The organism is Prochlorococcus marinus str. MIT 9401, from assembly GCF_000760095.1.
Classification (GTDB): domain Bacteria; phylum Cyanobacteriota; class Cyanobacteriia; order PCC-6307; family Cyanobiaceae; genus Prochlorococcus_A; species Prochlorococcus_A marinus_I.
The window spans coordinates 90,280-112,972 of the sequence record NZ_JNAR01000016.1; the positions used below are offsets into that span (position 1 = coordinate 90,280).

Sequence of the window (22,693 nt, forward strand, 5' to 3'; positions counted from 1 at the left end):
TAATAAATTCATGAAAATTCTTTATCCAGGTACATTTGATCCTTTAACAAACGGTCATCTTGATTTAATAGAAAGGGCTGAAAAAATATTTGGAAATCTAGTAGTTGCTGTTTTAGAAAATACTTCTAAAACACCAACATTTAATCTTGAAAGAAGAATAATACAAATAAAAAATTCTCTTTCACATTTACCTAATATTGAAATTATTTCTTATTCTGGTCTAACTGTTGATTGTGCAAATGATCTAAAAGCTAATCTTATTCTTAGAGGCTTAAGAGCAATGAGTGATTTTGAGTATGAACTCCAGATTGCTCATACAAATAAATCTCTTAATAATGATATTGAAACTATATTTTTATCGACAAATACAAACTATAGTTTTCTAAGTAGTTCTTTAGTAAAAGAAGTTGCAAAATTTGGTGGTGAAATTAATCACATGGTACCACCCTCTGTTGAAAGGGATTTAAAAGAATACTTTAAATAATATTTTTATTAACAAGATTTCAAGTAATAAAGATCACTTAATAATTTAAAAGCTTTTTCTTTATCAATTTGTTTAGAATTTTGGATTATGCTTATGATTATTGGCTTTTCATTTTTATATAAAAAGCCAGATAATGCAAATACATTTGAAAGAGTACCAGTTTTGCCAAAAAACTTTCCAGATATCTCACTATTTACAAATCTTTTAGCTAACGTTCCTCTTACTCCAGTAATTGAAAGTGTAGATTGATAAGCTTTAAAATCATTAAAATATCTCATTTTATCTAAAAATAATACAACTAACTTTGTTGTAATTTTATTTTTTCTAGACAATCCACTAGCATCTGCAAAGTATGCATTAGTTACGGGGAGGCCTTTATTTTCAAGCCATCTTTTCAATTTTATATAGTCATTATCGTTCCATGTATTTGAGGCATTTTTAAAGAGAGATTCAGCTGTAAAATTATGGCTTTCAGAATTTGTTAGAGTTAATAATGAAAGAATTGGAGTTGAATATATTTTTTTTATCTCTTTAATATTTTTTAAATAAAATGTTTTTTCTGAATCAAAAAAATTTATATATATTTTTGAATTTGGAAATTTATTTTTTAAATAATTTTTAATAAAATTTTTTAATGCATAAATATCATCATATTTATTGTTATTACTTTCTATTGCAAGAGATGTAATTGGAGAGCCATATTCGTATAGTTTATCAGTATTTGTCCAACCATTAGGCCAATATAATTTTGAATCAATTTCTACAATATTAAAGTTAATAATTTTATTTTCTTCAACGTTTGAAATTAGTTCGATTATATGTGCATAATTCAGATCTGGATCACCTTGACCGTGCAAATAATAATAGTTTTTATTTTTTTTTAATAAGGATGTTTTTAAATTATTATTTAATTTATATTTACTTAAGACATAAGCTGATGAGAATAATTTTTGATTAGATGCTGGCAACCTTGGAACATCTTCATTGTATGAACTTATTATTTCCCCTTTATTATTAATAATTGATACACTAAAAGAATCATCAAGCGTTTGATTCAATAAAGCATCATAGGTAGGACATCTTTTGTTTTTAGTAATTATTCCTGGGAAATTAAAATAAATACTATTTAAAAAGGTTATTTTCTGATTTGCTAGTAAATATCTTATTAAGAAAGGAGATGTTACTAGTACAAGAACAACAAAGAAAAATGAATAAATTTTTTTTATCACATTCAATCTATAAATTTACAAAAATAGATTCATTGTCGGGTTTAATTTCAAATTCTTTTTTAAAAAAATATCTTTTATTTTCTTCTTTGAAAAGCAACCAGTTATTTGGATAAATATGCATTAGTGCACCTTTATTTAAAGGCTGAAGAAAATAAATATTTTTCCAGGTTTTGACAAAGTTTTTACGTCGCTCTCTAATAACACTTCCTATACCAATATTGGCATCTTCAAATTTTGGATTTAATGAATAATGCGTTCCTTGATAATTATCAGACATTGGTTCAAATGAATCGAAATCATATGGCTGAGGTAGTATCGATATCATTGCACTATCAAAATTATTTATATTATTTGATTCATTAAATGATTTAAAAGTAAAAATTTTATCTTTGATATCTGGATAGTCTCTTTGAGCCAATGCTACAGCACCTTGATCAGCAAATGTTATAAATACATTATTATTTTTAGACAATATTTTGTAGATAGTTATTCCAATTCTGTTAAACTTCAATCCTTCAAAATTAAATTCTATAGTAAATCTTTTATTTGAATCTAATAAACTTGGAATAATTGCATCCTCCATATTTTTAAGAGATTCATTTAAATCTTTAGGTAATCTGTAATTGGTTGCCATTAAAATTTGTCAATACATATTTGAATAAGTTCTAAAAATTTATCTATTTCTGACTTATTGTTTATTGATCCTAAAGTAACACGAATATTTGAATATAGTTCATCATCTTTTAAACCCATATTTTTAAGTGTTGAGCTAGGTTTCCCAGATAAGCTTGAACAAGCACTTCCGCTACTTATGGCTATTCTATTTTCTGACATGAAATTAACAATCTTATAGGCCTTTATGGGCTCAAAAAGTTTATTTAATAGTAGAAAAGAAATATGATTGGGAAGCCTATGGTATACACTTCCAGTAATCTTTATGTGATTATTATCCTTAATTTTTTGAAAAAAATAATTTTTAAGTTCATTTATATTATTAGAAGGAAATTCTGTAATGTAATCATATAATTTTATTTTTCCTTTAATATTTTTTAATGATTCATACATTCCAGCGATTAATGGCAAAGCTTGTGTACCTTGTCTAATTGAAAATTCCTGACTAAGTGATATGTCATTATTTTTTAAAATATGTTTAGACTTTTCTTTTGTTAAAAGTATACCGATACCTTTTGGACCTCCAAATTTATGAGCAGATAAACTTAAAAAATCACATTTAAGATCCTTCCAACTGAATATTCCATTACTTAATATTTGAGTTCCATCTAAATGAAACATTATATTTAATTCTTCACATTTGGAACCGATAAATTGAACAGGTTGTATTGATCCAATTTCACTTTGTCCCCAAATAATTGATACTAGTTTAGTTTCATTAGTTAAAATTTTATCGATATTAGCAATATTTAAAATCCCATCATTTTTTACCGCCCATTCGTAAATATCCCAATTTTGTTTTCTAAGTTTATTAGCACAAATATTTGTTGCTTGATGTTCAACATTTGAAATAACAACTCTACCATTTTTAAAGTTTTCATAAATATTATTAAATACAATATTTGTTGATTCCGATGAACCAGATGTAAAAATTATATTCTCTGGTTCTGCTTCAAATATATAAGCAATTTTAGATCTAATTTTTTCAAGATATGTAGAACATTTTATCCCTAGCTCATATGTAGATGAAGGGTTATGCCAATAATTCTTATAAGTTGAATTTATTATATTTAAAACATTCTCAGATAATGGAGTTGTGGATGCATTATCTAAATATATAAAATTATTTTCCATTAAATTACTAACATTGATCCTGAGAAAACCTTTTTAGCATTACCGGTCATTATGACTTCACAATCGTCTTTTGACCAATCTATTTTAAGATTACCTCCTGGTAAAGTTACAATAGTTTGCGAATTACATAGACCTAATTTATAAGCTGCTACATGAATAGCACAGGCGCCTGTTCCACAGGCTAAGGTTGGTCCTGCTCCTCTTTCCCATACTTTTACTTTTATATTATCTCTATTTAGAATTTGACAAAAATGCACATTAGTTTTTTCTGGAAATAATTCATTTTTTTCAAATATAGGCCCAAGTCTGGAAAGAACAATTGACTCTATATCTTGTATAAAGAATATTAAATGAGGATTTCCCATTCCTACGGCATAACCTATATTATTAAAATTTTTCTCAATAAATTCATGTGAAGGAATTAAATTTATTTTTTTTTCAATTGTTGTTGGTATATTTTTACTTTCAAAAATCGGAACTCCCATTTTTACTGTAATTTCATTATTTATATATTTTGCAATTTTTAAACCTGCTTTAGTCTCAATTTTATATTCTATATTTTTATTATTCTTTGAATCATTTACATGGAGATACTCAACTAAACACCTAATTCCGTTTCCACACATTTGTGCTTCAGAACCATCAGAATTAAAGATTATCATTTTTGCATAATTATCTTTATTAGGTTCTTCTATGAAAATCACACCATCTGCTCCAATCCCAAATTGCCTATTGCAAATATTTTTTATATCAATTATTTTATTTGTCTTGTAATTTTGATATAAATCATTTCCTCTAGAATCAATCAGTATGAAATCATTACCATTACCTTGATATTTTTCAAAAGTTATTTTTTGCATTTGTAGATAATATATTTTAAATTTTAATTATAAATTATTCCTTTTAACAATCTATTTCTATTTTATACAATGGATATTAAAATAATAATTTAATAAATAAAAATTAAGTGATTTCTCCCGATAAACAATATGTGGCTGATACCAATTTATATAATCCTTCTGAAATAGAAAAAAAATGGCAGTCAATTTGGACAGAAAACAATTTATACAAAACCGATGAATTAACTGAGAATAGCGATAAATTTTATGCCTTATCAATGTTTCCCTACCCTTCAGGTAATCTTCATATGGGACATGTTAGGAATTATGTTATTACAGACTTAATAGCTCGGTTCCAGAGGTTTAAGGGCAAATCGGTTTTACATCCAATGGGTTGGGATGCTTTTGGTTTGCCTGCTGAGAATGCAGCAATTGAGAGAGGTATTAGTCCAAGTGTCTGGACAAAAAAAAATATTTCTCATATGAAGTCACAATTAAAACTTTTGGGACTATCAGTTGATTGGGATAGAGAATTTGCAACTTGTGATGAAAATTATTATATTTGGACTCAATATCTATTTTTAGAGTTATACAAGGCAGGTCTTGTATATCAAAAGGAATCAGAAGTTAATTGGGATCCTATAGATAATACAGTCTTAGCGAATGAACAAGTTGACTCAGAGGGTAAATCTTGGAGATCTGGGGCAGTAGTTGAAAAAAAATTATTAAAGCAATGGTTTTTAAGGATTACTAATTATGCGGATGAGTTATTGAAGGATTTAGAAAAATTAGATAACTGGCCAGAAAGAGTAAAAATAATGCAAGATAATTGGATTGGTAAGTCAATTGGTACAAATATTAATTTCAATATTAATACCAATCCAGAAAAGAAAATAACTGTATTTACAACAAGACCAGATACTTTATTTGGTGTTACTTATTTAGCAATTTCTGTTAATCACTCATTAATTAAAAATATTTCTGATCAAGAAACCATACAAGATATAGAAAATCTTAAACAATATTTGAAAAATAATAAAGATAATGAACTTGAAAAAATTGGAATAAAAACTAGCTTAATAGCAATTAATCCAGTTAATTCTGAACCTATTCCTATTTGGGTGGCAAGTTATGTTCTTGACGAATACGGAACAGGAGCTGTTATGGGAGTGCCTGCTCATGATCAAAGAGATTTTGATTTTGCCAAAAAAAATAATATTGATATTAAACAAGTCATAATAAAGGATAAAAGTGTACAAACTAAAGAACTTGATGAAGCTTATGTGGAAAATGGATATCTTATTAATTCAAATCAATACAATGGTATAGCAAATACTATTGCCAAATTAAAAATTTCAGAGGTGGGTGTAAATAATGGATGGGCCGAAAATAAGATTCAATATCGTTTAAGAGATTGGTTAATATCTAGACAAAGATATTGGGGATGTCCGATTCCCATCGTTAATTGTAAAAAATGTGGGTCTGTTCCATTAAACCAATCTGAATTACCTGTTGAATTACCAAAAGATATAGATATCTCGGCTAACAAGATTAATGCTTTAGGTGATAATAATAATTGGATAAATACAATATGTCCAAAATGTGGCATATTGGCAAAAAAAGAAACTGATACTATGGATACTTTTATGTGTTCATCATGGTATTTTTTAAGATATCCATCTTCAAAATGTTCAAGTAAGCCATTTGAAAAGACTGAAATTAATAAATGGTTACCTGTAGATCAATATGTTGGAGGAGTAGAACATGCAATATTGCATTTGTTATATGCAAGATTTTTCACTAAAGCTTTGCGGGATAATGAGCTATTTGAAATTGATGAACCATTTAAAAAACTATTAACACAAGGAATGGTTCAGTCTGCAGCCTATAAAAACAATAAAACAGGTAAATATGTTTCGCCTTCCGATATTACTGACTTATCAAATCCTACAGATCCAATTGACAATACCAAACTCGAAGTTCTTTTCGAGAAGATGTCTAAGTCAAAATATAATGGAATAGACCCTGAATCAGTAATTAAAAAATATGGAGCAGATACAGCAAGAATGTTTATATTATTTAAAGCACCGCCAGAAAAAGATTTGGAATGGGGAGATACAGATGTTGAAGGTCAATTTAGATTTTTAAGCAGGATTTGGAAGCTTTATATAAATTGTGCAAAAGATACTAATAGTAAATCTAATTCCTTTCCAGATGAAGAAAAAAGCTTAATAAAGTCAATGAATATTGCTATAAAAGAAATTTCAAATGACATATTAAATAATCAGTTTAATACTGCGATTTCAGAACTAATGAAGTTTTATAATTCATTATCAAATTCCATTAATGACGTAAACAATAATTTAAAAATTGAAGCTTTAAAAACATTTATTATTTTATTAGCACCATTTGCGCCTCATATTGCAGAAGAAATATGGCATGTTATGGGATTTAAAAAATCTGTGCATTTAGAACACTGGCCTTCCTTTAATCCCGAGGCACTAAAGGAAGATTCATATGAACTAGTAATACAAGTGAATGGAAAAGTTAGAGACAAAGTAAATATTAATAATGATATGAGTGAAGATCAAATTAAAAAATTGACTCTTAAAAGACCTAACATATTAAAATGGACTCAAGATAAGGAAATAAGAAAAATAATTATTGTTAAAGGAAAAATTATGAATATTGTTGTTTAAGAATTTATTTTTTGAATAACTAAAGATTTTGGATTTGACCAATCCCCCTTTACTTTATAAGAATCATTACCGAAACACATTTCACGGAGTATGAAAAATATAGATTCACTCACTGAATTATCAAATAATGATGTAATGTCACTTATAGAGTATTCTCCACCTTCATCTAATAAATTACTTACTTTTTGTTGATACTCAATAATATTTGCGGCTGCTTTCTTTCCAGCTTCAACTCCAGGTTGATCATATGCATTTATATTTACCAATTCAGCGTAGAAGGATACAGCCCTCTCAAATAAGGCAATTAAAGCACCTAGTGAAAAACAATTTAACTTTTCTAACGTAATAGTTATACTTTGTCTGTTTTCACTAGAGAGTGCAGATCTGGTTCCTTGCAAAAAACCAGAGAGATATTCTTTAGGATTCTCTTTTTCATTAAAAATATTAGTAGATGGAGAATCTAATAATTCAATAAAAATACAAAAGAAATTATCAATACCATCTCTCAGTTGCTGAACATAAGCATGTTGATCTGTAGATCCTTTATTACCAAAAACGGAAATACCTTGATTAACTACTTCGCCATTCCTATTAAATTTCTTTCCTAATGATTCCATTACTAATTGCTGGAGATATTTACTAAATACCTGTAACCTATCTCTATAAGGTAATACGACCATATCTCTCTTTCCCATACCATCCCCAGTTAAATACCATGCGGATGATAATAGTGCTGCTGGATTATTTTTAAAATCACTTATACGTGTGGCTTCATCCATTAATGATGCCCCTCTAATAAATTCAAATATATTTTCATTAATAAGAGCTAATGGAAGTAATCCTACAGAGCTTGTAATACTAGTTCTTCCTCCAACCCAATCTTGCAAATTAAATATTTTTAACCAATTTTCAGTAGTAGCTTTTTTAAATAACTTACTATCTTTCATAGTTATAGCTATAGCATTAGAATTCCATTCAAGAGAATTATTTTCGCAGTGACTTTTAATAATTTCCATCGCAATTCTAGGTTCAGGCGTACCACCTGATTTACTTACTACTACAAATAGTGTTGTTGATAATTTTTCAGATAACTCTTCTAACTTTTCGCTAATTAAAAAAGGATCAACATTATCGATATAAGAAAAATTTAAACCTCTAGAACTTTTCTGCAGTGCCTCTGTAATAAGTAATGGTCCCAACCCACTTCCGCCAATTCCTATCCAAAGAACATCAGTATACTGCTGATTATTCTTATTTTTAATATCTCCATTTAAAATTTGTTTTCCAAATTCAGAGATTGCATTAATATCTGCTCTAATTTCCTCTCCTATTTTTGAAGAGGGTGAAATTGATGGATTTCTAAGCCAATAATGTCCAACTTGTCTATTTTCATCAATATTTGAGATAGCACCATTTTCTAATTCTTTTATTGATGAAAAAACATCTATAAATTTATCTTCTAAATTTTTTATCTCTTTACTTGTGAAATTAATTTTGCTTATGTCTAACCAAATATTTAATTTTTTATCAAACCAAAGATAATTACAAAATTTATCCCAAGAGTTTAAATATCCATTCATTTTATATATTTGTTTCTTTTATTTATTATTCAATTATATCTATACGAATAGTACATAGATTTAAATCATTTAAATTTGTTTAAATAATTATCTTCAAATAAATATGTTTTTGAATATAAACAATTAAAATTGAGGGTTTTTTTTATTTCATATGAATTTATCATTGGATAAAATTAAAAACTTTGGAAAGATCATTTAATTACATAATTTCGCCTGAGATATCTGAATTTAGAAGATTTTCCCCAAAATTAAAAATAGGTGTACTAGCTTCTGGGAAAGGAACAAACTTTCAGGAATTAATTAATCTTTCAGAAAAAGGAGAATTAGATATAGATATAAAGGTTCTAATAACTAACAAAGATGATGCAGGTTGTATAAAGAGAGCTGAAAGTAAAAAAATACCTTACAAAATTATAAGAGGCAAAGACTTTCTGCAAAAAGAGGAATTTGAATTAGAAATTGTAAATACTTTAATTCATTACGATGTTGAACTCGTGGTCATGGCAGGATGGATGAAAATTGTTACTCCATTTTTTATTAATAAATTTAAGAATAAGATAATAAATATTCACCCTTCATTACTTCCAGCATATAAAGGTGGTTCTGCGATAGAGGACTCTATATTAAATGGTTCAAAAATAACTGGTTGTTCCGTACATTATGTTGAAGAGGAGGTAGATAGTGGATCATTAATAATGCAAGCTGCATTGTCAATTAGAAATGACGATGATATTGAATCACTTTCTAAAAGAATACAAATTCTTGAGCATAAAATTTTACCTCACTCAATCTCTCTTGCTGGTTTTTTGATAAGAAGTAATTTTATGGAAAATTATTAGTTAAATCAAGACCTTCATCCATTGAAAATCCACTCATAATATTTAAATTTTGAATTGCTTGCCCAGTCTGACCTTTTAACAAATTATCAATTACAGACAATATAATTATTCTTCCATTTCGATTATCAACTTTAACTGAAAGGAAAATTTGGTTTGTATTTTTAACCCATTTTGTCGATGGGTATGTATCTACAGGTAAGACTTTAATATTATTGAAATTTCTATAATAATTATCTAAAAGAATTCTGCAATCATCAGAAGTTAATCCTGGATCTCTTAATCTCCCATATATAGTCGAATGCATACCTCTTGAAATTGGAATCAAATGTGGTGTAAAAAGTAGTTCAATTTTATTACCAGAAATTAATGAAGCTACTTGCTCAATCTCTGAGGCATGTCTATGGTTTATCAATCCATATGCTGATAGACCTTCTCCGCATTCTGATAAGAGTAGCTTTTGGTTCGGTTCTCGACCACCTCCAGAGGTTCCACTTTTAGAATCAATTACTATACCTTCATTATCAATAATTCCTTGCGAAAGATAAGGAGCTAGTGGAATAAGCGAAGATGTTGGATAACACCCCGGACATGCAATTAATCTTCCTTTTGAAATGGCTTCTTTATTTATTTCAGGAAGACCGTAGACTGCCTCTTTACATAAATCATCATCATTCCTTTTATAAATAGCAGCCTCTTTGGAATATACTTTTTCCCATTCATCTAAGGACTTATATCTGTAATCAGCAGATAAATCAATAACTTTAACTCCTCTATCTAATAATTTCCTTGTCAATGTAGAAGATAGACCATTTGGTAAGCAAAGCAAAGCAACATCTGAATTGTTTGAAATATTATCTACTGATATGTCTTCTATATAAGGATCATTATCTAGATAAACAAAAGGGAAATTATCATTCCATTTTGATCCAGATGTTTTGTTACCTCCTAAAAATGAAATTTTGTAGTTTTTATTGCTCTTTAAAAGATTTACCGCTTGAATACCACCGTAACCAGTAGCACCTACAATTGCAACATTCATATCTTTGAATTGGCAGACTTTGAGATAGGATTATAAAGTGTTGAATTCAAGGTAACTAAAACACTATTTTTCTATATTGATAGGAATAATGAAAGAAACAAGTCCCAAATCAAATAATGGAACAATTTTGGATATAAATGATTCTTTTAAAATTGAATTTGATCCTATAAGTGTCGCGTTAGCTGCGATAAGGAATGGTGAATGCATAATTGTGGTAGATGATGAAAGAAGAGAAAATGAAGGAGATTTAATTTGTGCGGCTCAGTTTGCTACTCCTCAGCAAATTAATTTTATGGCTACTGAGGGACGTGGTCTTATATGCCTGGCTATGCAAGGTGAAAAACTTGACTCTTTAGATTTACCATTAATGGTAGACAGAAATACAGATGAAAATCAAACAGCATTTACTATATCAATTGATGCTGGACCTGAAAATAATGTTTCTACTGGAATTTCTGCTGAAGACAGAGCTAAGACAATTCAAGTTGCTATTAATCCAAATACAAAACCAGAAGATTTAAGAAGACCAGGACATATATTTCCATTAAGAGCTAAAAAAGGTGGAGTTTTAAAAAGAGCAGGTCATACAGAAGCAGCAGTAGATATTGCCTCAATGTCAGGTTTATATCCAGCTGGAGTGATTTGTGAAATACAAAATCCTGACGGTTCCATGTCACGACTTCCCCAACTTAAAGAGTATGCAAAACAATGGGGAATGAAATTAATATCCATAGCTGATCTAATAAGTTATCGGTTTCAAACTGAAAGATTTGTGTTCAGAAAATCCGATTCTTTTCTTCCTAGTATTTTTGGGAATTTCAAAGCTTATGGATATATTAATGAACTTGATGGTTCAGAGCACGTAGCATTAGTTAAACAAAAAACATCAAAATTAAGCGAACCTGTGCTAGTAAGAATGCATTCAGAGTGCTTGACTGGCGATGCTTTTGGATCATTACGTTGCGATTGTAGACCTCAGTTAGAGGCTGCTTTATCAAGGATAGAAAGGGAAGAAGAGGGAGTTGTTGTTTACTTGAGACAAGAAGGTAGAGGTATTGGTCTAATAAACAAATTAAAAGCTTACAGTTTACAAGATGGTGGATTAGACACTGTAGAAGCTAATGAAAAATTAGGTTTTCCTGCAGATCTAAGAAATTATGGAGTTGGAGCGCAAATATTAACTGATTTAGGGATAAATAAATTAAAATTACTTACTAACAATCCTAGAAAAATTGCAGGATTAGGTGGTTATGGAATAGAAGTTATTGAAAGAGTTCCATTAGTGATTTGTCCAAACGATAATAATGCAGAATATTTGAGTGTTAAAAAAACAAAGCTAGGCCACATGATTGATGAAGATATTTCTAATTCGAGAAATATCGATCCATTTATATCAATTTTTCTTGATGGTAAATATAAGTCTATTGATCTAGTACCAATAAAAAATAAAGTAATTAAATTCTGTAGTCAAAAAAACATTAATATTAAACTGGAAAGTAGTCCAAGATTATTAGCTTTTTGGAATCGTCCAAAATTAGTATGGCGAATTTTACATGATCGGAATAGAACCAATACCAATATTACTGATGAGGAAATAAAGAATATAGAATTATTTATTGAGTTTTTATCGAAATATGAAAATAGTACAAAGATAGGAATTATTGTTTCTAGAAATATTGAACAAGCATTACACCCAACAAGTAGCATCAAATTAATTAATACTAAATTTACTATTAATAATGAAATCCTATATTCCTCTACAAGAAAATTTAATCTAGATAAAGAGACATTCAGTATTGTTTTTGATGAATAAATTACTACTTTAATATTGCTTTAATAATTTTTGACCCATTAGCAAGCTTTAGGACTACATCCATATCATCTGTCTTTCCAAAAACAGTATGAACACCATCGAGATGAGGTTGTGGTTCATAAACGATGAAAAACTGACTACCACCCGTATCCTTTCCTGCATGCGCCATAGAAAGAGATCCTTTTAGGTGTTTATTGGAATTGATTTCACATTTAATAGTATATCCAGGTCCTCCAGTTCCAGGCATGCCATATGCTCCATCACGAGTGTTTGGGCAGCCGCCCTGAGCCATAAAACCAGGAATAACTCTGTGAAAAGATAGACCATCATAAAAACCCTCACTAACTAACTTTGTGAAGTTTTTAACTGTGTTAGGTGCGTCTTCAGAGAAGAATTCAATATTAATGTTTCCAACTTCTGTTTCAAATAATGCGGTTGTCATGTTTTATTTGTTTAATAAATTAATAATACTTTAATAGCTAAAGTAACTTTTCAAGGTTTTCCTTAATGGTATTTATATCAATATTTTGTTGATTATTCTTCTCTCCCTCCCAATCATCAACTTCTAGGTTTTTCTGGGGTGGTGATATTAATAATCTATCTTCAGCTGATTTAGGTATAAAATTTTTTTCAACTAATTTGCATTCATAATCTAATTTAATGCAGAAATCCTTTATTTCCTCTATGTCTATCATTTCAACAGTCGGTAAAGGAAAATCTTGAGCTTCAAGTAGACCGCAATATCTTGTTGCATCGTCCTTGTCCTCAAACATTAAAACAATTGTCTTTCCTTTAAGTTCGATTGAATGAATTCCCTCCTTATCTGTTCCTGAATTATATAAAAGAACAAATATGTTCATAATCGTCGCTATCTCTATAAATATAATATTTGATTAAGAATCAGAAAGTGATAATTCTTGTAATCTTGTATATAAAGCAATTTCTTCATCATTAATATCAGCAGGTATCACTACCAATATTTCAACGTATTGATCACCTACATTATCTTCGAACGTTAAACCTCTACCCTTCAAACGTAACATTCTTCCGGTGGATGATTTTGGTGGCACTTGAAGTGTGACATTTCCATCAAGAGTAGGAACCTCTACAGCACAACCAAGAAGTGCATCATGAGGAAATAACTCTAATTTATAAAGGACTCTTAAACCATCAATTCTTAGACCACTTTCAGTTTGAACTTTTAACTGAAGATAATGATCTTTTCCTCCTCTAGCAATATTTTCAAGTCTCAATCGCCATCCATCTCCAGCGAAAGGAGGAGTATCGACTTCTACTACAGTTTCATCTTCAAGCTCTATTAAAATTGAAGCTCCATTTAAGGCCTCATCTGGAGTTAATTCAATAATAGTTTCAATATCTTGGTGGAGTTTAACTGGAGGCGGTTCTTCTGGAGAGGTTGCAGGGTAGCCATAATTATGAAATTCATCATTATCTAAATTTAAAGATTCATCCTCAATTGGATCATCATTATATTCGTCGTAATTCTTTGGTGAGTATTCATATCCAAATAATGAATCAAGATAATCTTGAAAATCAGGAAAGCCTGTCTGGAAATTATTATTTTCATAATCTTCCTGAATATTTCCATCAGCACTATTTTTTCTATTAGGGTCACGAAGATATTCGTATGCTTCGTTAATTAATTTAAATCTTTCTTCTGCATTAAGATCATTTTTATTTAAATCTGGATGCCATTTTCTTGCTTCTCTTCGAAAAGCCTTTTTAAGTTCCTTATAATCAAAATTAGGGGATAAACCCAAAATCGACAAATAATCTTTTTTAGAGGAAGTAGTCATTGTCCCATGGATCATCGTCCCTAGAATTACCATACCTCGAATTTCTATAATTTCTATTCATTTGATTATCCCAAGGATCATCATCCCAATAATCATCTGAAAAAAGTTCATCCTTTAATGATCCAAATGTATTTTTAATACTTTGCAATGGATTATTATCAGTTTTCCTTTCTGTTGCAAATTTTCTGTTTAAACCGAATAATGCCTCCTGGAGAGCACTTACTGAAATTTCTAACTCTTGAGATTCATCATCATCTATATATTCTTCAACATCTTGAATGGCTAATTCAACAGCTCGTTGCTGTCTTTCAGCTCCATATGGGCCAAATTCTATGGAAGCATCCCTAAGCCTTCTCTCAGCTTGAGCAATAAGGGTTAAAGCACTATTTTTTCTGTCAATGACTGATCTTTTCTTTCTATCTTCATTAGCTTTTGATTTAGCTTCTTCAATAATCGATTTAATTTCTTGTTCATTTAAATTAGAACCTCCAGAAATTGTAACTGTTTGCTTCCTTCCAGTTGTTCTATCAGTTGCGCTTACTTCTAAAAGACCATTAGCATCAATATCAAATGCTACCTGGACTTGAGGTATTCCTCTAGGAGCTGGAGGTATTCCTGATAATCTAAATTTACCAAGGGATTTATTTTCAGCGGCTAAAGGCCTTTCACCTTGCCTTACTTGAACAACAACTGAAGATTGATTTGCTTCTGAGGTACTAAAAACATCAGATTGTCTTACTGGTATTGGTGTATTACGAGGAATAAGTACCTTCATAAGGCCGCCAATAGTTTCTAAGCCTAAAGAAAGAGGTGTAACATCATTTAGTAATAAATCTTGTAAATCACCACTTATTATTCCAGATTGTATTGCTGCACCAATTGCTACTACTTCATCTGGATTAACAGATTGACAAGGTTCATTAGGAACAAGAGTCTTAACTAATTGTTGAACCATTGGAATTCTGGTACTTCCACCGACAAGAACTACCTCATCAATATCTTCTGCATTCCATCCTGAGTCATCTAATGCTATTTGCACAGGTTCTAATAATCTATCTAATAGATCTTGCGATAATGATTCAAATATTTTTCTATCTAATGTCTCTTCAATATGTAATGGCCCCTCTTTACTAGTGGTGATAAAAGGTAAGGATATTTTTGTTTTTTGCAATCCAGATAATTCACATTTTGCTTTTTCGGCAGCTTCAGTTAATCTCTGCAAAGCTTGTCTATCTCTTCTTAGATCAATTTCATATTCATCAAGAAATTTTTCAGCAAGCCAATCTACAATTTTTGAGTCAAAATTGTTCCCCCCTAGTTGGGTATCTCCACATGTGGCTTTAACATCAAAGACACCATTAGAAATTTTTAACAATGATACATCAAATGTTCCTCCACCTAAATCAAAAACTAAAACATTATTAGAAGAACTTTTTTCAAAGCCATATGCTAATGCTGCTGCAGTAGGTTCATTTAGGATTCTGTCAACTTTTATACCAGCCAATATTGCAGAATCCTTTGTAGCTTGCCTTTGAGATTCATTGAAATATGCAGGGACAGTTATAACGGCAGAATCAACAGTGTCTCCAAGATATGTTTCAGCATCATTAATTAATTTTCTGATTAATGAGCTGACTAATTCTTCAGGAGCATACTCTCTTTCGGTATTTGGACTAAGAACCCTAACACTTCCAATATTATTTGCTTTGACATTATAAGGAACAGAAATACTTGTATCATCTAATTCGTCCCAATCGCTACCAATAAATCGTTTTAGATTATAAAAGGTATTCTTTGGATTTAAAACAAGTTGTCTTCTAGCTTGGTCACCTATTACTATTTCTTTGTCCTTTGTAAAACCAACTATTGAAGGTGTAGTTCTAGACCCTTCAGAATTCGCTATAACAATTGGACGACCAGCCTCTATAACTCCAACAACAGAGTTAGTAGTTCCTAAATCGATTCCAACTATTTGCCCCATGTTTTTAGTTCGCTAAATTAAAGCAAAATTTACTAATAATTAAATTAATTTTTATCTTAGATATTTATATATAATAGTAAAAATCAAATATTTTCAACTTAATTTAAATAAATCAGATTATATATGACTGTTCAAATCAATTACTATCTATTCTTAAAATCATCTACATACATAGTTGTTGATGTAGTTAACCTAAATAAACTAATATAAAACGGAGAGAGAGGGATTCGAACCCTCGATAAAGTTGCCTCTATACAGCATTTCCAGTGCTGCGCCTTCAACCACTCGGCCACCTCTCCCAAGATAACTATTTTAACCCTTTATCATCCCATTTTTGAGGAAAGTTATTTGAAAAAGACTTTCACAGTTACGATTAAAAACAAGGAAACCGGAAAGGTCTACCAAGAGCAGGTTAATAGTGATGATTACATTCTTAAGGAATTTGAAAAAAAAGGTTTCAAACTTGCATTTTCATGTAGAAATGGTTGCTGTACAAGTTGCGCAGTTAAAATAAAATCCGGTACTTTGCAACAACCTGAAGCAATGGGTGTATCTCAAGCCTTAAAAGACAAGGGTTATGCACTACTTTGTGTAGCTAAAGCAACTTCAGATCTTGAGGTGGAAACTACATATGAAGATGAAGTTTATGATTTACAATTTGGACAATATTTTGGGAGAGGAAATACAAGAGTTGCGCCACCATGGGAATTTGAGGAAGATTAATTATCATGTTTGAATTTAGTCAAATCGAGGAACTTGCAAATCAAATAAACTTATCCAGTTTGTATGAAATAGCTAAGAACTCAGCTCAAATTGGTAATGAAATTCTAAAAAGTAATTACAATAAAATTCAAAAAATATCATCAAAGGGTAGGAAGGGCGATCTAGTAACAAATGTAGATTTGGAAGTTGAAAATAAAATAAAAGAATATTTATTAGATGAGACACCAAAAATATCCATTAATGCAGAGGAATCGGGCAAATTAAATAAATCCTCTGATTTAACATGGTGTATAGACCCATTAGACGGTACAACAAATTATTCCCATGGATATCCTTTTTTTGGAACTTCAATTGGCCTTGTTTATAAAAACAATCCAATTTTAGGGGCTATATCAGTACCTTATTTAGATGAATTATATTCAGCTTGTATCGGTTTAGGTTCATTTTGCAATGATAGAGAGCTTAAAGTATCGAGTCCATCTAAGCTCTCTGATAGTTTACTTGTAACAGGTTTCTCTTACGACAGATTTGAGACAGAGGATAACAATTATGCCGAATTTTGTTACTTGACACATAAAACTAGAGGAGTGAGAAGAGGAGGAGCAGCTGCAGTAGATCTTGCATTTGTTGCTGCAGGTAAGGTAGATGGATACTGGGAAAGGGGATTGGAGGTATGGGACCTAGCGGCCGGTGCTATTATTGTTAAAGAAGCTGGTGGCATTATTTCTGATTATCCATCTGGCGAATTTAATTTAAGTTCTGGGAGAATACTTGCGTGCTCGCCCAGCCTTGAGAATGAATTAAAAAATGAACTAGATAAAGTTTCTCCATTTAAAAAAAATCTCTATACTTAAAATTCGTTAAATATTAAAATGACAGATATAAAGGAAATTAAATTAATCGATGTAAAAAACAACTCTAATATAATAAATAACTTAAATAGTATCTACAAACTATGGGGTTACGAAGAGGTTTCACCCTCATTTATAAATACTTTAGAGACTATAAAAGGTCGAGGCGTTATTGAAGAAAACCAGGTTGTGGGAATAGTAAGTAATAATTCATTATGTCTTAGGCCAGAAATGACAACATCTATTGTAAAGTTGTCTTCTACTAGATTAATAAATAAGAAAAGACCTATAAGATTATTTACTAATGGCATGGTCTTTGATAAAAAACAAAATAATAAGAATTCATTTAAGTTACAAGAGAAACTCCAGAGTGGAATTGAATTAATTGGATATGATACAAAATACCCAGAAATTGAAGTTATTAATATTTTGTTTGATGCAATAGATAATATCAATTTGAAGCATGGTTGTAATTTATTTCTACTTGTGAGCACAACAAAAATAATGGATTTAATCTTAAATAAATATAAGAATAATAATTTCGAAGAAATTAAGAAAAGTTTGGTTAATTTTGATCAAGATAATTTATCTAAATTAGGAATTGATGAAGATGATAAATATATTCTTAAAGATCTCTTATTCACAAGAGGAGAACCAACCGCAATATTGCAAAAATTAAAAAATACATACGGCTCTAGTCAAACTTTAGATGACTTAAATTTTTTATTTGAAACATTGTCAAAAATATCAAACAAATATGATGTTAAATTACAACTTGATCCTACATTTCAACCTCACTTGAATTTATATGAAGGAATAGTTTTTCAACTAATAGGGGATGACGGTAAAAATAAATGCGTGATAGCAAAAGGCGGAAGATATGATGAGTTAGTAAGGTACTTTAGTCCTAACGAGAAAATTTTGAATGGTATTGGATTTACAATTTCAATAGATATTTTAAGAAATTTAATTAGGGAAGAAAAGGCAGATAAATCTAAGATTTTATTATTGTTTAAAGATTCTTATTTGTTGGAAAAAGCTATGAATGAACAAAAAGTACTACAAAAAAGTGGAAATATTGCCGTCTTACATTTAAATCCATGTGATGACTTAGCTAAAGCCAATCAAATAATGAAAGAAAATAATTGCAATGAGATTTTATGGGTTAAATAATACCTTTTATTAGTTTATTTAAGTTTTAAAATTCATACATTGTTCGGACAATACTCCTAATTAAACTTGATTAACTAGTTTTTAAGAAATAAGATTTAATATGTTTGATTTTTTTTAAATGGAAAAAGGCCAAATTCGTATTAATACCGAAAATATTTTCCCAATTATCAAGAAGGCAGTATGTTCTGACCATGAAATATTTTTAAGAGAGCTTGTAAGTAACGGTGTTGACGCAATAAGTAAACGAAGGATGGCCTCTATGGCTGGCGATTGCGAAAATACTGAAGAAGCTCAAGTAAAAATATCTATTGACCGTGAGAAAAATACACTAACAATTTCTGATAATGGAATTGGGATGAATGATGAAGAAATTAAAAAGTACATAAACCAAGTAGCATTCTCGAGCGCAGAAGAATTCCTTACAAAATACAAAAAAGATAATGATGAATTTATAGGTCATTTTGGACTTGGTTTTTATTCAAGTTTTATGGTGGCAGAAAGAGTTGATATATTAACTAAATCAGCAATTGGAGAATCAAAATCCTTCAAATGGTCTTGTGATGGATCACCTAATTTCACTCTAGAAGAATCAGAAAGAGAGACTATTGGTACAGATGTTATACTCCACCTACTTGAAGAAGAAAAAGAGTTTATTGAACCTGAAAGGATTAAATCACTAATTAAAAAATATTGTGATTTTATGCCAATAGATGTCTTATTAGAAGGTGAGATAATAAATAAAAAAAATCCACCTTGGAGAAAACAACCTAGTGAATTAAAAGATGAAGATTATATTGAGTTATATAAATATCTATATCCATTTCAGGGGGATCCTCTGTTATGGATTCATCTAAATACTGATTATCCATATGATATACAAGGGATATTATATTTTCCAAAGCTTTTGGGTAGAGCTGATTGGGAAAAGGGAGAAATTAAACTATTTTGTAATCAAGTATTTGTAAGTGATTCAATTAAAGAGATAGTACCAAAATACCTATTACCTTTAAGAGGAGTTATTGATTCTACAGATATACCTCTAAATGTTAGTAGAAGTGCATTACAAACAGATAGAAAAGTAAGATCTATATCATCATTTATCTCAAAAAAAATTGCTAATAAACTGAAGGATTTGATAAAAAATACTCCAGAATTTTATGCAGAAATTTGGGATTCTATCTCTGCTTTTATTAAAATCGGTGCTATCGAAGATGAAAAATTTGCTGATTTAGTAGATAACAGTATTATTTTTGAAACAATCATAAATTCTGAGAAAGACGTAACTAAAGATATTGAAAATAAGTCTCTTATCAAATCCAATGATAAATATTTCACGACTCTTGCAAATTACAAAGAAAGAAATAAGATAATTGATTCTAAAAAAATAATTTACTGTTCAGATTCGATTGCTCAGTCAAGCGCATTAAATATCTGCTTATCTGATAACAAAGAAGTTATTAAATCAGATCCTTTAATTGATGCACAATTTCTTCCTTGGTTAGAAAGTAAAAACGAAGATTATCAGTTCCAAAGAGTTGATTCAGAAATAAATGAATTAGAAGATAAAGAATCTAAAGAAATTGTAGATAAAGATGGCAAATCAAATACAGAAAATCTTAGAGATACGATTATAAAAGCTCTTAATAATGAGAAAGTAACAGTTAAAGTTCAGTCACTTTCAAGTAAAGGTGCACCACCTGCAATGATCTTGCTTCCAGAGCAAATGAGAAGAATTAATGATATGGGTGCATACATGGAGCAAAAGATGCCTGGATTACCTGAATATCATGTGCTTTTAATTAATAAGGAACATCCTCTTATTGTTGGTCTTAATAAAATTACAAGCAATAAAATAATTATTGATAAACAAGATCCTATAGAAAATCCATTGGCATCTAAAATTGCAAATCATGTTTACGATATGGCTAAACTGTCTGTTGGTGGATTAGATCAAGAACAGATTATTAATTTACAAAATAATAACGCCGAATTAATTTCAGAATTGCTTAATTCAACAAATTGAGTCGTGTGTTAAAATTTTTACAGATATAAAAAAATTATGTCAAGAGTTTGCGAACTAACTGGAGCTAAAGCTAATAATGGGATGGCAGTAAGTCACTCACATATTCGTACAAAAAAATTGCAACAAGTAAACCTCCAAAAAAGGAGACTTTGGTGGGAAGAAGGAAAAAAATGGGTAAATATAAAAATTAGTACCAAAGCACTAAAATCTGTACAAAAAGTTGGATTAGACAAATTTGCTAAATCAAATGGAGTTGATTTGAAGAAATTCTAAATTTGATGAGAAATATAGTAGTAAGTATATTAATACCATTCATTGTTTTATTAAATTGTAATTCCGCTATAGCCTTTGACTTTGCACCTGAAGTTGGGGATATGGCTCCAAACTTTCAATTAACAGGTTTTAATAAAAACATAAAATCAAAAAAAATATGGGATTTAAATGATTTTCAAGGTAAGTGGCTTGTTATGTATTTTTATCCAAAGGACTTTACAGCAGGTTGCACTCTTGAGGCTAAAGGTTTTTCTGAATTAAAAAAAGATTTTTCAAAATATAATGCCGAAATTGTTGGGGTTAGCGCTGATAATAAAGATTCTCATGAAAATTTTTGCAGTGAGAAATCCATAAATTACACTTTATTGTCTGATCCTGAAGGAATTATTAGCGATAAATATGGTTCTTGGATTCCTCCATTTTCAGATAGAAATACTTTTTTGATTTCTCCAGAAGGGGAAATTTCTTATAGATGGATAAGTGTTTTACCTATAAATCATGCAAAGGAAGTACTTAATGTACTAAAGAAAAAAATATAAATTTTGCACGAACTTTCATTTGGAACTTGGTTGATTCATATCTCATCAGTAATAGAATGGATTTTTATCATCTTTGTCATATACAAAATCTCTACATATAAAAAATATAATTTATTTTTTTGGTTAAGCCTCGCTATGGTTCCAAACTTAATAGGTGCTATGTGTGCGATCACCTGGCATATCTATGACAACCAAGAAAATCTTTACGGTTTAGTATCACTTCAAGGAATATTTACATTTATAGGTAATTCAACATTAGCCTTAGCTGCATTAATAATTTTTAAAGGAAAAGAGACTTATGAATGATTTATTTTTTAAATTTATAGAAAAATTAGGTTCAATTGATAACACATTATTGTTCGCTGTATCAATAATTCCATATGCAATATTTTTGTTTTACTTATATAAAATCAAATCTGTTAATATTTTTGTTAAAACAGGATTTTCCTTAACTGTTTTATTTGTATTCATAACTATATTAGTATCTATCTTCACACTAACTTACTATGATAAAACCCTTGTTGAAGTTGACTTCCTTCATGGCTTTGCAGAGTCTTTCCTAACACTAAGTGATTTTGTTATTTTGTTTGGCTTCATAAAGATTTTAAATAAATTAGAAGTAAACAACTCTTAAGACCTTTTACAATTTTGTGTTTTTTCGGTAAAAGTATTAGAGAATAAATAAAAATAACCAATTTTTATGCTTACTACATTATTTGCAGCTGCAGATCCCGCGACTTTTTCATGGTCTCCAAAATGTGCATTGATAATGATTACTTGTAATGTTATTGCTTATGCAATTGCTAGAGCAAATATTCAAAAACCCAACGAAGGCTTTGAAATACCTAATTCAAAATTTTTCGGTGGTTTAAGTCACGCATCAGTTGTAGGTGCTAATTGCCTAGGTCATATTTTCGGAATTGGAGCAATCTTAGGATTGGCCTCACGAGGTGTTTTATAAATATTTATTCATTAAATATTTATT

The 22,693-nt window shown here is 29.7% G+C and carries 23 protein-coding genes and 1 tRNA gene; 13 read left to right on the plus strand and 11 right to left on the minus strand.

All coding sequences use genetic code 11. The annotated features are described in order from the left end of the window. Positions 1 to 10: 10 nt before the first annotated feature. Entirely contained in the window at positions 11 to 484 is a 474-nt protein-coding gene (gene coaD, locus EV01_RS02855; RefSeq protein ID WP_032517103.1) for a pantetheine-phosphate adenylyltransferase, read from the plus strand. Between the two features lie 8 nt (positions 485 to 492). Here the strand turns inward: coaD and EV01_RS02850 are convergent, their stop codons facing one another. From EV01_RS02850 to dapF, 4 genes are read right to left on the minus strand one after another with little or no spacing between them, the layout of a single operon-like run. Beyond that, on the minus strand, positions 493 to 1,713 hold the full coding sequence (locus tag EV01_RS02850) for a D-alanyl-D-alanine carboxypeptidase (protein WP_032517123.1): 1,221 nt from the start codon (positions 1,711 to 1,713) through the stop codon (positions 493 to 495). A 7-nt stretch (positions 1,714 to 1,720) separates the two neighbouring features. Beyond that, a complete protein-coding gene (locus EV01_RS02845) occupies positions 1,721 to 2,347 on the minus strand; it encodes a DUF1995 family protein (protein ID WP_032517102.1) in 627 nt (208 codons plus the stop codon). Further along, positions 2,347 to 3,519, minus strand: a complete 1,173-nt coding sequence (locus tag EV01_RS02840) for a cysteine desulfurase family protein (protein WP_032518583.1) — start codon at positions 3,517 to 3,519, stop codon at positions 2,347 to 2,349. The genes EV01_RS02845 and EV01_RS02840 overlap by 1 nt, the downstream gene beginning before the upstream one ends. Further along, positions 3,519 to 4,379 (minus strand): diaminopimelate epimerase, encoded by an 861-nt coding sequence (gene dapF / locus EV01_RS02835; protein ID WP_032517100.1) that lies wholly within the window; start codon positions 4,377 to 4,379, stop codon positions 3,519 to 3,521. Before dapF ends, EV01_RS02840 begins: the two co-directional genes overlap by 1 nt. Positions 4,380 to 4,486: 107 nt before the next feature. Here dapF and leuS point away from each other — a divergent pair, with 107 nt between their 5' ends. Next, the gene (leuS, locus tag EV01_RS02830; protein WP_032517099.1) at positions 4,487 to 7,057 is read left to right on the plus strand and encodes a leucine--tRNA ligase; all 2,571 of its coding nucleotides are present in this window, start codon (positions 4,487 to 4,489) and stop codon (positions 7,055 to 7,057) included. Here the strand turns inward: leuS and EV01_RS02825 are convergent. After that, complete coding sequence (locus tag EV01_RS02825) at positions 7,054 to 8,637, minus strand: glucose-6-phosphate isomerase (RefSeq protein WP_032518584.1); 1,584 nt, start codon at positions 8,635 to 8,637, stop codon at positions 7,054 to 7,056. The genes leuS and EV01_RS02825 overlap by 4 nt on opposite strands. A gap of 182 nt (positions 8,638 to 8,819) precedes the next feature. Between EV01_RS02825 and purN the strand changes: the two genes are divergently transcribed. Beyond that, positions 8,820 to 9,476 carry a phosphoribosylglycinamide formyltransferase gene (gene purN / locus EV01_RS02820; RefSeq protein ID WP_032517097.1) on the plus strand — a complete coding sequence of 219 codons (657 nt, stop codon included), beginning with the start codon at positions 8,820 to 8,822 and terminating at the stop codon, positions 9,474 to 9,476. Here purN and argC read toward each other — a convergent pair. Then, on the minus strand, positions 9,460 to 10,515 hold the full coding sequence (gene argC, locus EV01_RS02815) for an N-acetyl-gamma-glutamyl-phosphate reductase (RefSeq protein WP_032517096.1): 1,056 nt from the start codon (positions 10,513 to 10,515) through the stop codon (positions 9,460 to 9,462). The two genes, purN and argC, sit on opposite strands and share 17 nt — an antisense overlap. Before the next feature lie 88 nt (positions 10,516 to 10,603). On the opposite strand from argC, the gene ribBA reads away from it, so the two are divergent. Beyond that, positions 10,604 to 12,328, plus strand: coding sequence for a bifunctional 3,4-dihydroxy-2-butanone-4-phosphate synthase/GTP cyclohydrolase II (gene ribBA / locus EV01_RS02810; RefSeq protein ID WP_032523304.1), 1,725 nt, complete (start codon positions 10,604 to 10,606; stop codon positions 12,326 to 12,328). Between the two features lie 4 nt (positions 12,329 to 12,332). Here the strand turns inward: ribBA and EV01_RS02805 are convergent, their stop codons facing one another. From EV01_RS02805 to EV01_RS02785, 5 genes are all read right to left on the minus strand, one after another. Continuing rightward, positions 12,333 to 12,770 (minus strand): peptidylprolyl isomerase, encoded by a 438-nt coding sequence (locus EV01_RS02805; protein ID WP_032517094.1) that lies wholly within the window; start codon positions 12,768 to 12,770, stop codon positions 12,333 to 12,335. A gap of 37 nt (positions 12,771 to 12,807) precedes the next feature. Further along, positions 12,808 to 13,188: a DUF3110 domain-containing protein gene (locus tag EV01_RS02800; RefSeq protein WP_032517093.1), complete on the minus strand. Its 381-nt coding sequence runs from the start codon at positions 13,186 to 13,188 to the stop codon at positions 12,808 to 12,810. A gap of 33 nt (positions 13,189 to 13,221) precedes the next feature. Further along, positions 13,222 to 14,178, minus strand: coding sequence for a DnaJ C-terminal domain-containing protein (locus EV01_RS02795; protein ID WP_032517092.1), 957 nt, complete (start codon positions 14,176 to 14,178; stop codon positions 13,222 to 13,224). Next, a complete protein-coding gene (gene dnaK, locus EV01_RS02790) occupies positions 14,129 to 16,126 on the minus strand; it encodes a molecular chaperone DnaK (RefSeq protein WP_032517091.1) in 1,998 nt (665 codons plus the stop codon). The genes EV01_RS02795 and dnaK overlap by 50 nt, the downstream gene beginning before the upstream one ends. Positions 16,127 to 16,338: 212 nt before the next feature. Beyond that, positions 16,339 to 16,425 (minus strand) — tRNA-Ser (locus EV01_RS02785). A 49-nt stretch (positions 16,426 to 16,474) separates the two neighbouring features. On the opposite strand from EV01_RS02785, the gene EV01_RS02780 reads away from it, so the two are divergent. From EV01_RS02780 to psaK, 9 genes are all read left to right on the plus strand, one after another. Next, on the plus strand, positions 16,475 to 16,849 hold the full coding sequence (locus EV01_RS02780) for a 2Fe-2S iron-sulfur cluster-binding protein (protein ID WP_025890783.1): 375 nt from the start codon (positions 16,475 to 16,477) through the stop codon (positions 16,847 to 16,849). A 5-nt stretch (positions 16,850 to 16,854) separates the two neighbouring features. After that, a complete protein-coding gene (locus EV01_RS02775) occupies positions 16,855 to 17,703 on the plus strand; it encodes an inositol monophosphatase family protein (protein ID WP_032517090.1) in 849 nt (282 codons plus the stop codon). Positions 17,704 to 17,721: 18 nt separating this feature from the next. Beyond that, entirely contained in the window at positions 17,722 to 18,873 is a 1,152-nt protein-coding gene (locus EV01_RS0109115; RefSeq protein ID WP_032517089.1) for an ATP phosphoribosyltransferase regulatory subunit, read from the plus strand. Between the two features lie 118 nt (positions 18,874 to 18,991). Then, positions 18,992 to 20,896 (plus strand): molecular chaperone HtpG, encoded by a 1,905-nt coding sequence (gene htpG / locus EV01_RS02770; protein ID WP_032523305.1) that lies wholly within the window; start codon positions 18,992 to 18,994, stop codon positions 20,894 to 20,896. A gap of 36 nt (positions 20,897 to 20,932) precedes the next feature. Next, on the plus strand, positions 20,933 to 21,169 hold the full coding sequence (gene rpmB, locus EV01_RS02765) for a 50S ribosomal protein L28 (protein WP_011376452.1): 237 nt from the start codon (positions 20,933 to 20,935) through the stop codon (positions 21,167 to 21,169). Positions 21,170 to 21,174: 5 nt separating this feature from the next. Further along, positions 21,175 to 21,708 (plus strand): peroxiredoxin, encoded by a 534-nt coding sequence (locus tag EV01_RS02760; protein WP_032517087.1) that lies wholly within the window; start codon positions 21,175 to 21,177, stop codon positions 21,706 to 21,708. 3 nt (positions 21,709 to 21,711) lie between these two features. Further along, positions 21,712 to 22,014 (plus strand): DUF2499 domain-containing protein, encoded by a 303-nt coding sequence (locus tag EV01_RS0109120; RefSeq protein ID WP_032517086.1) that lies wholly within the window; start codon positions 21,712 to 21,714, stop codon positions 22,012 to 22,014. After that, entirely contained in the window at positions 22,007 to 22,342 is a 336-nt protein-coding gene (locus tag EV01_RS02755; protein ID WP_032517085.1) for a DUF3593 domain-containing protein, read from the plus strand. Before EV01_RS0109120 ends, EV01_RS02755 begins: the two co-directional genes overlap by 8 nt. Positions 22,343 to 22,408: 66 nt before the next feature. Then, the gene (gene psaK / locus EV01_RS02750; RefSeq protein WP_032517084.1) at positions 22,409 to 22,669 is read left to right on the plus strand and encodes a photosystem I reaction center subunit PsaK; all 261 of its coding nucleotides are present in this window, start codon (positions 22,409 to 22,411) and stop codon (positions 22,667 to 22,669) included. Positions 22,670 to 22,693 lie beyond the last annotated feature (24 nt).

Coding starts and splice junctions, on each gene's coding strand:
- coaD (WP_032517103.1), top strand. CDS start 11: ATGAAAATTCTTTATCCAGGTACATTTGATCCTTTAACAAACGGTCAT.
- EV01_RS02845 (WP_032517102.1), bottom strand. CDS start 2,347: ATGGCAACCAATTACAGATTACCTAAAGATTTAAATGAATCTCTTAAA.
- EV01_RS02840 (WP_032518583.1), bottom strand. CDS start 3,519: ATGGAAAATAATTTTATATATTTAGATAATGCATCCACAACTCCATTA.
- dapF (WP_032517100.1), bottom strand. CDS start 4,379: ATGCAAAAAATAACTTTTGAAAAATATCAAGGTAATGGTAATGATTTC.
- EV01_RS02825 (WP_032518584.1), bottom strand. CDS start 8,637: ATGAATGGATATTTAAACTCTTGGGATAAATTTTGTAATTATCTTTGG.
- argC (WP_032517096.1), bottom strand. CDS start 10,515: ATGAATGTTGCAATTGTAGGTGCTACTGGTTACGGTGGTATTCAAGCG.
- ribBA (WP_032523304.1), top strand. CDS start 10,604: ATGAAAGAAACAAGTCCCAAATCAAATAATGGAACAATTTTGGATATA.
- EV01_RS02805 (WP_032517094.1), bottom strand. CDS start 12,770: ATGACAACCGCATTATTTGAAACAGAAGTTGGAAACATTAATATTGAA.
- EV01_RS02800 (WP_032517093.1), bottom strand. CDS start 13,188: ATGAACATATTTGTTCTTTTATATAATTCAGGAACAGATAAGGAGGGA.
- EV01_RS02795 (WP_032517092.1), bottom strand. CDS start 14,178: ATGGTAATTCTAGGGACGATGATCCATGGGACAATGACTACTTCCTCT.
- dnaK (WP_032517091.1), bottom strand. CDS start 16,126: ATGGGGCAAATAGTTGGAATCGATTTAGGAACTACTAACTCTGTTGTT.
- EV01_RS02775 (WP_032517090.1), top strand. CDS start 16,855: ATGTTTGAATTTAGTCAAATCGAGGAACTTGCAAATCAAATAAACTTA.
- EV01_RS0109115 (WP_032517089.1), top strand. CDS start 17,722: ATGACAGATATAAAGGAAATTAAATTAATCGATGTAAAAAACAACTCT.
- htpG (WP_032523305.1), top strand. CDS start 18,992: ATGGAAAAAGGCCAAATTCGTATTAATACCGAAAATATTTTCCCAATT.
- rpmB (WP_011376452.1), top strand. CDS start 20,933: ATGTCAAGAGTTTGCGAACTAACTGGAGCTAAAGCTAATAATGGGATG.
- EV01_RS02760 (WP_032517087.1), top strand. CDS start 21,175: ATGAGAAATATAGTAGTAAGTATATTAATACCATTCATTGTTTTATTA.
- EV01_RS02755 (WP_032517085.1), top strand. CDS start 22,007: ATGAATGATTTATTTTTTAAATTTATAGAAAAATTAGGTTCAATTGAT.
- psaK (WP_032517084.1), top strand. CDS start 22,409: ATGCTTACTACATTATTTGCAGCTGCAGATCCCGCGACTTTTTCATGG.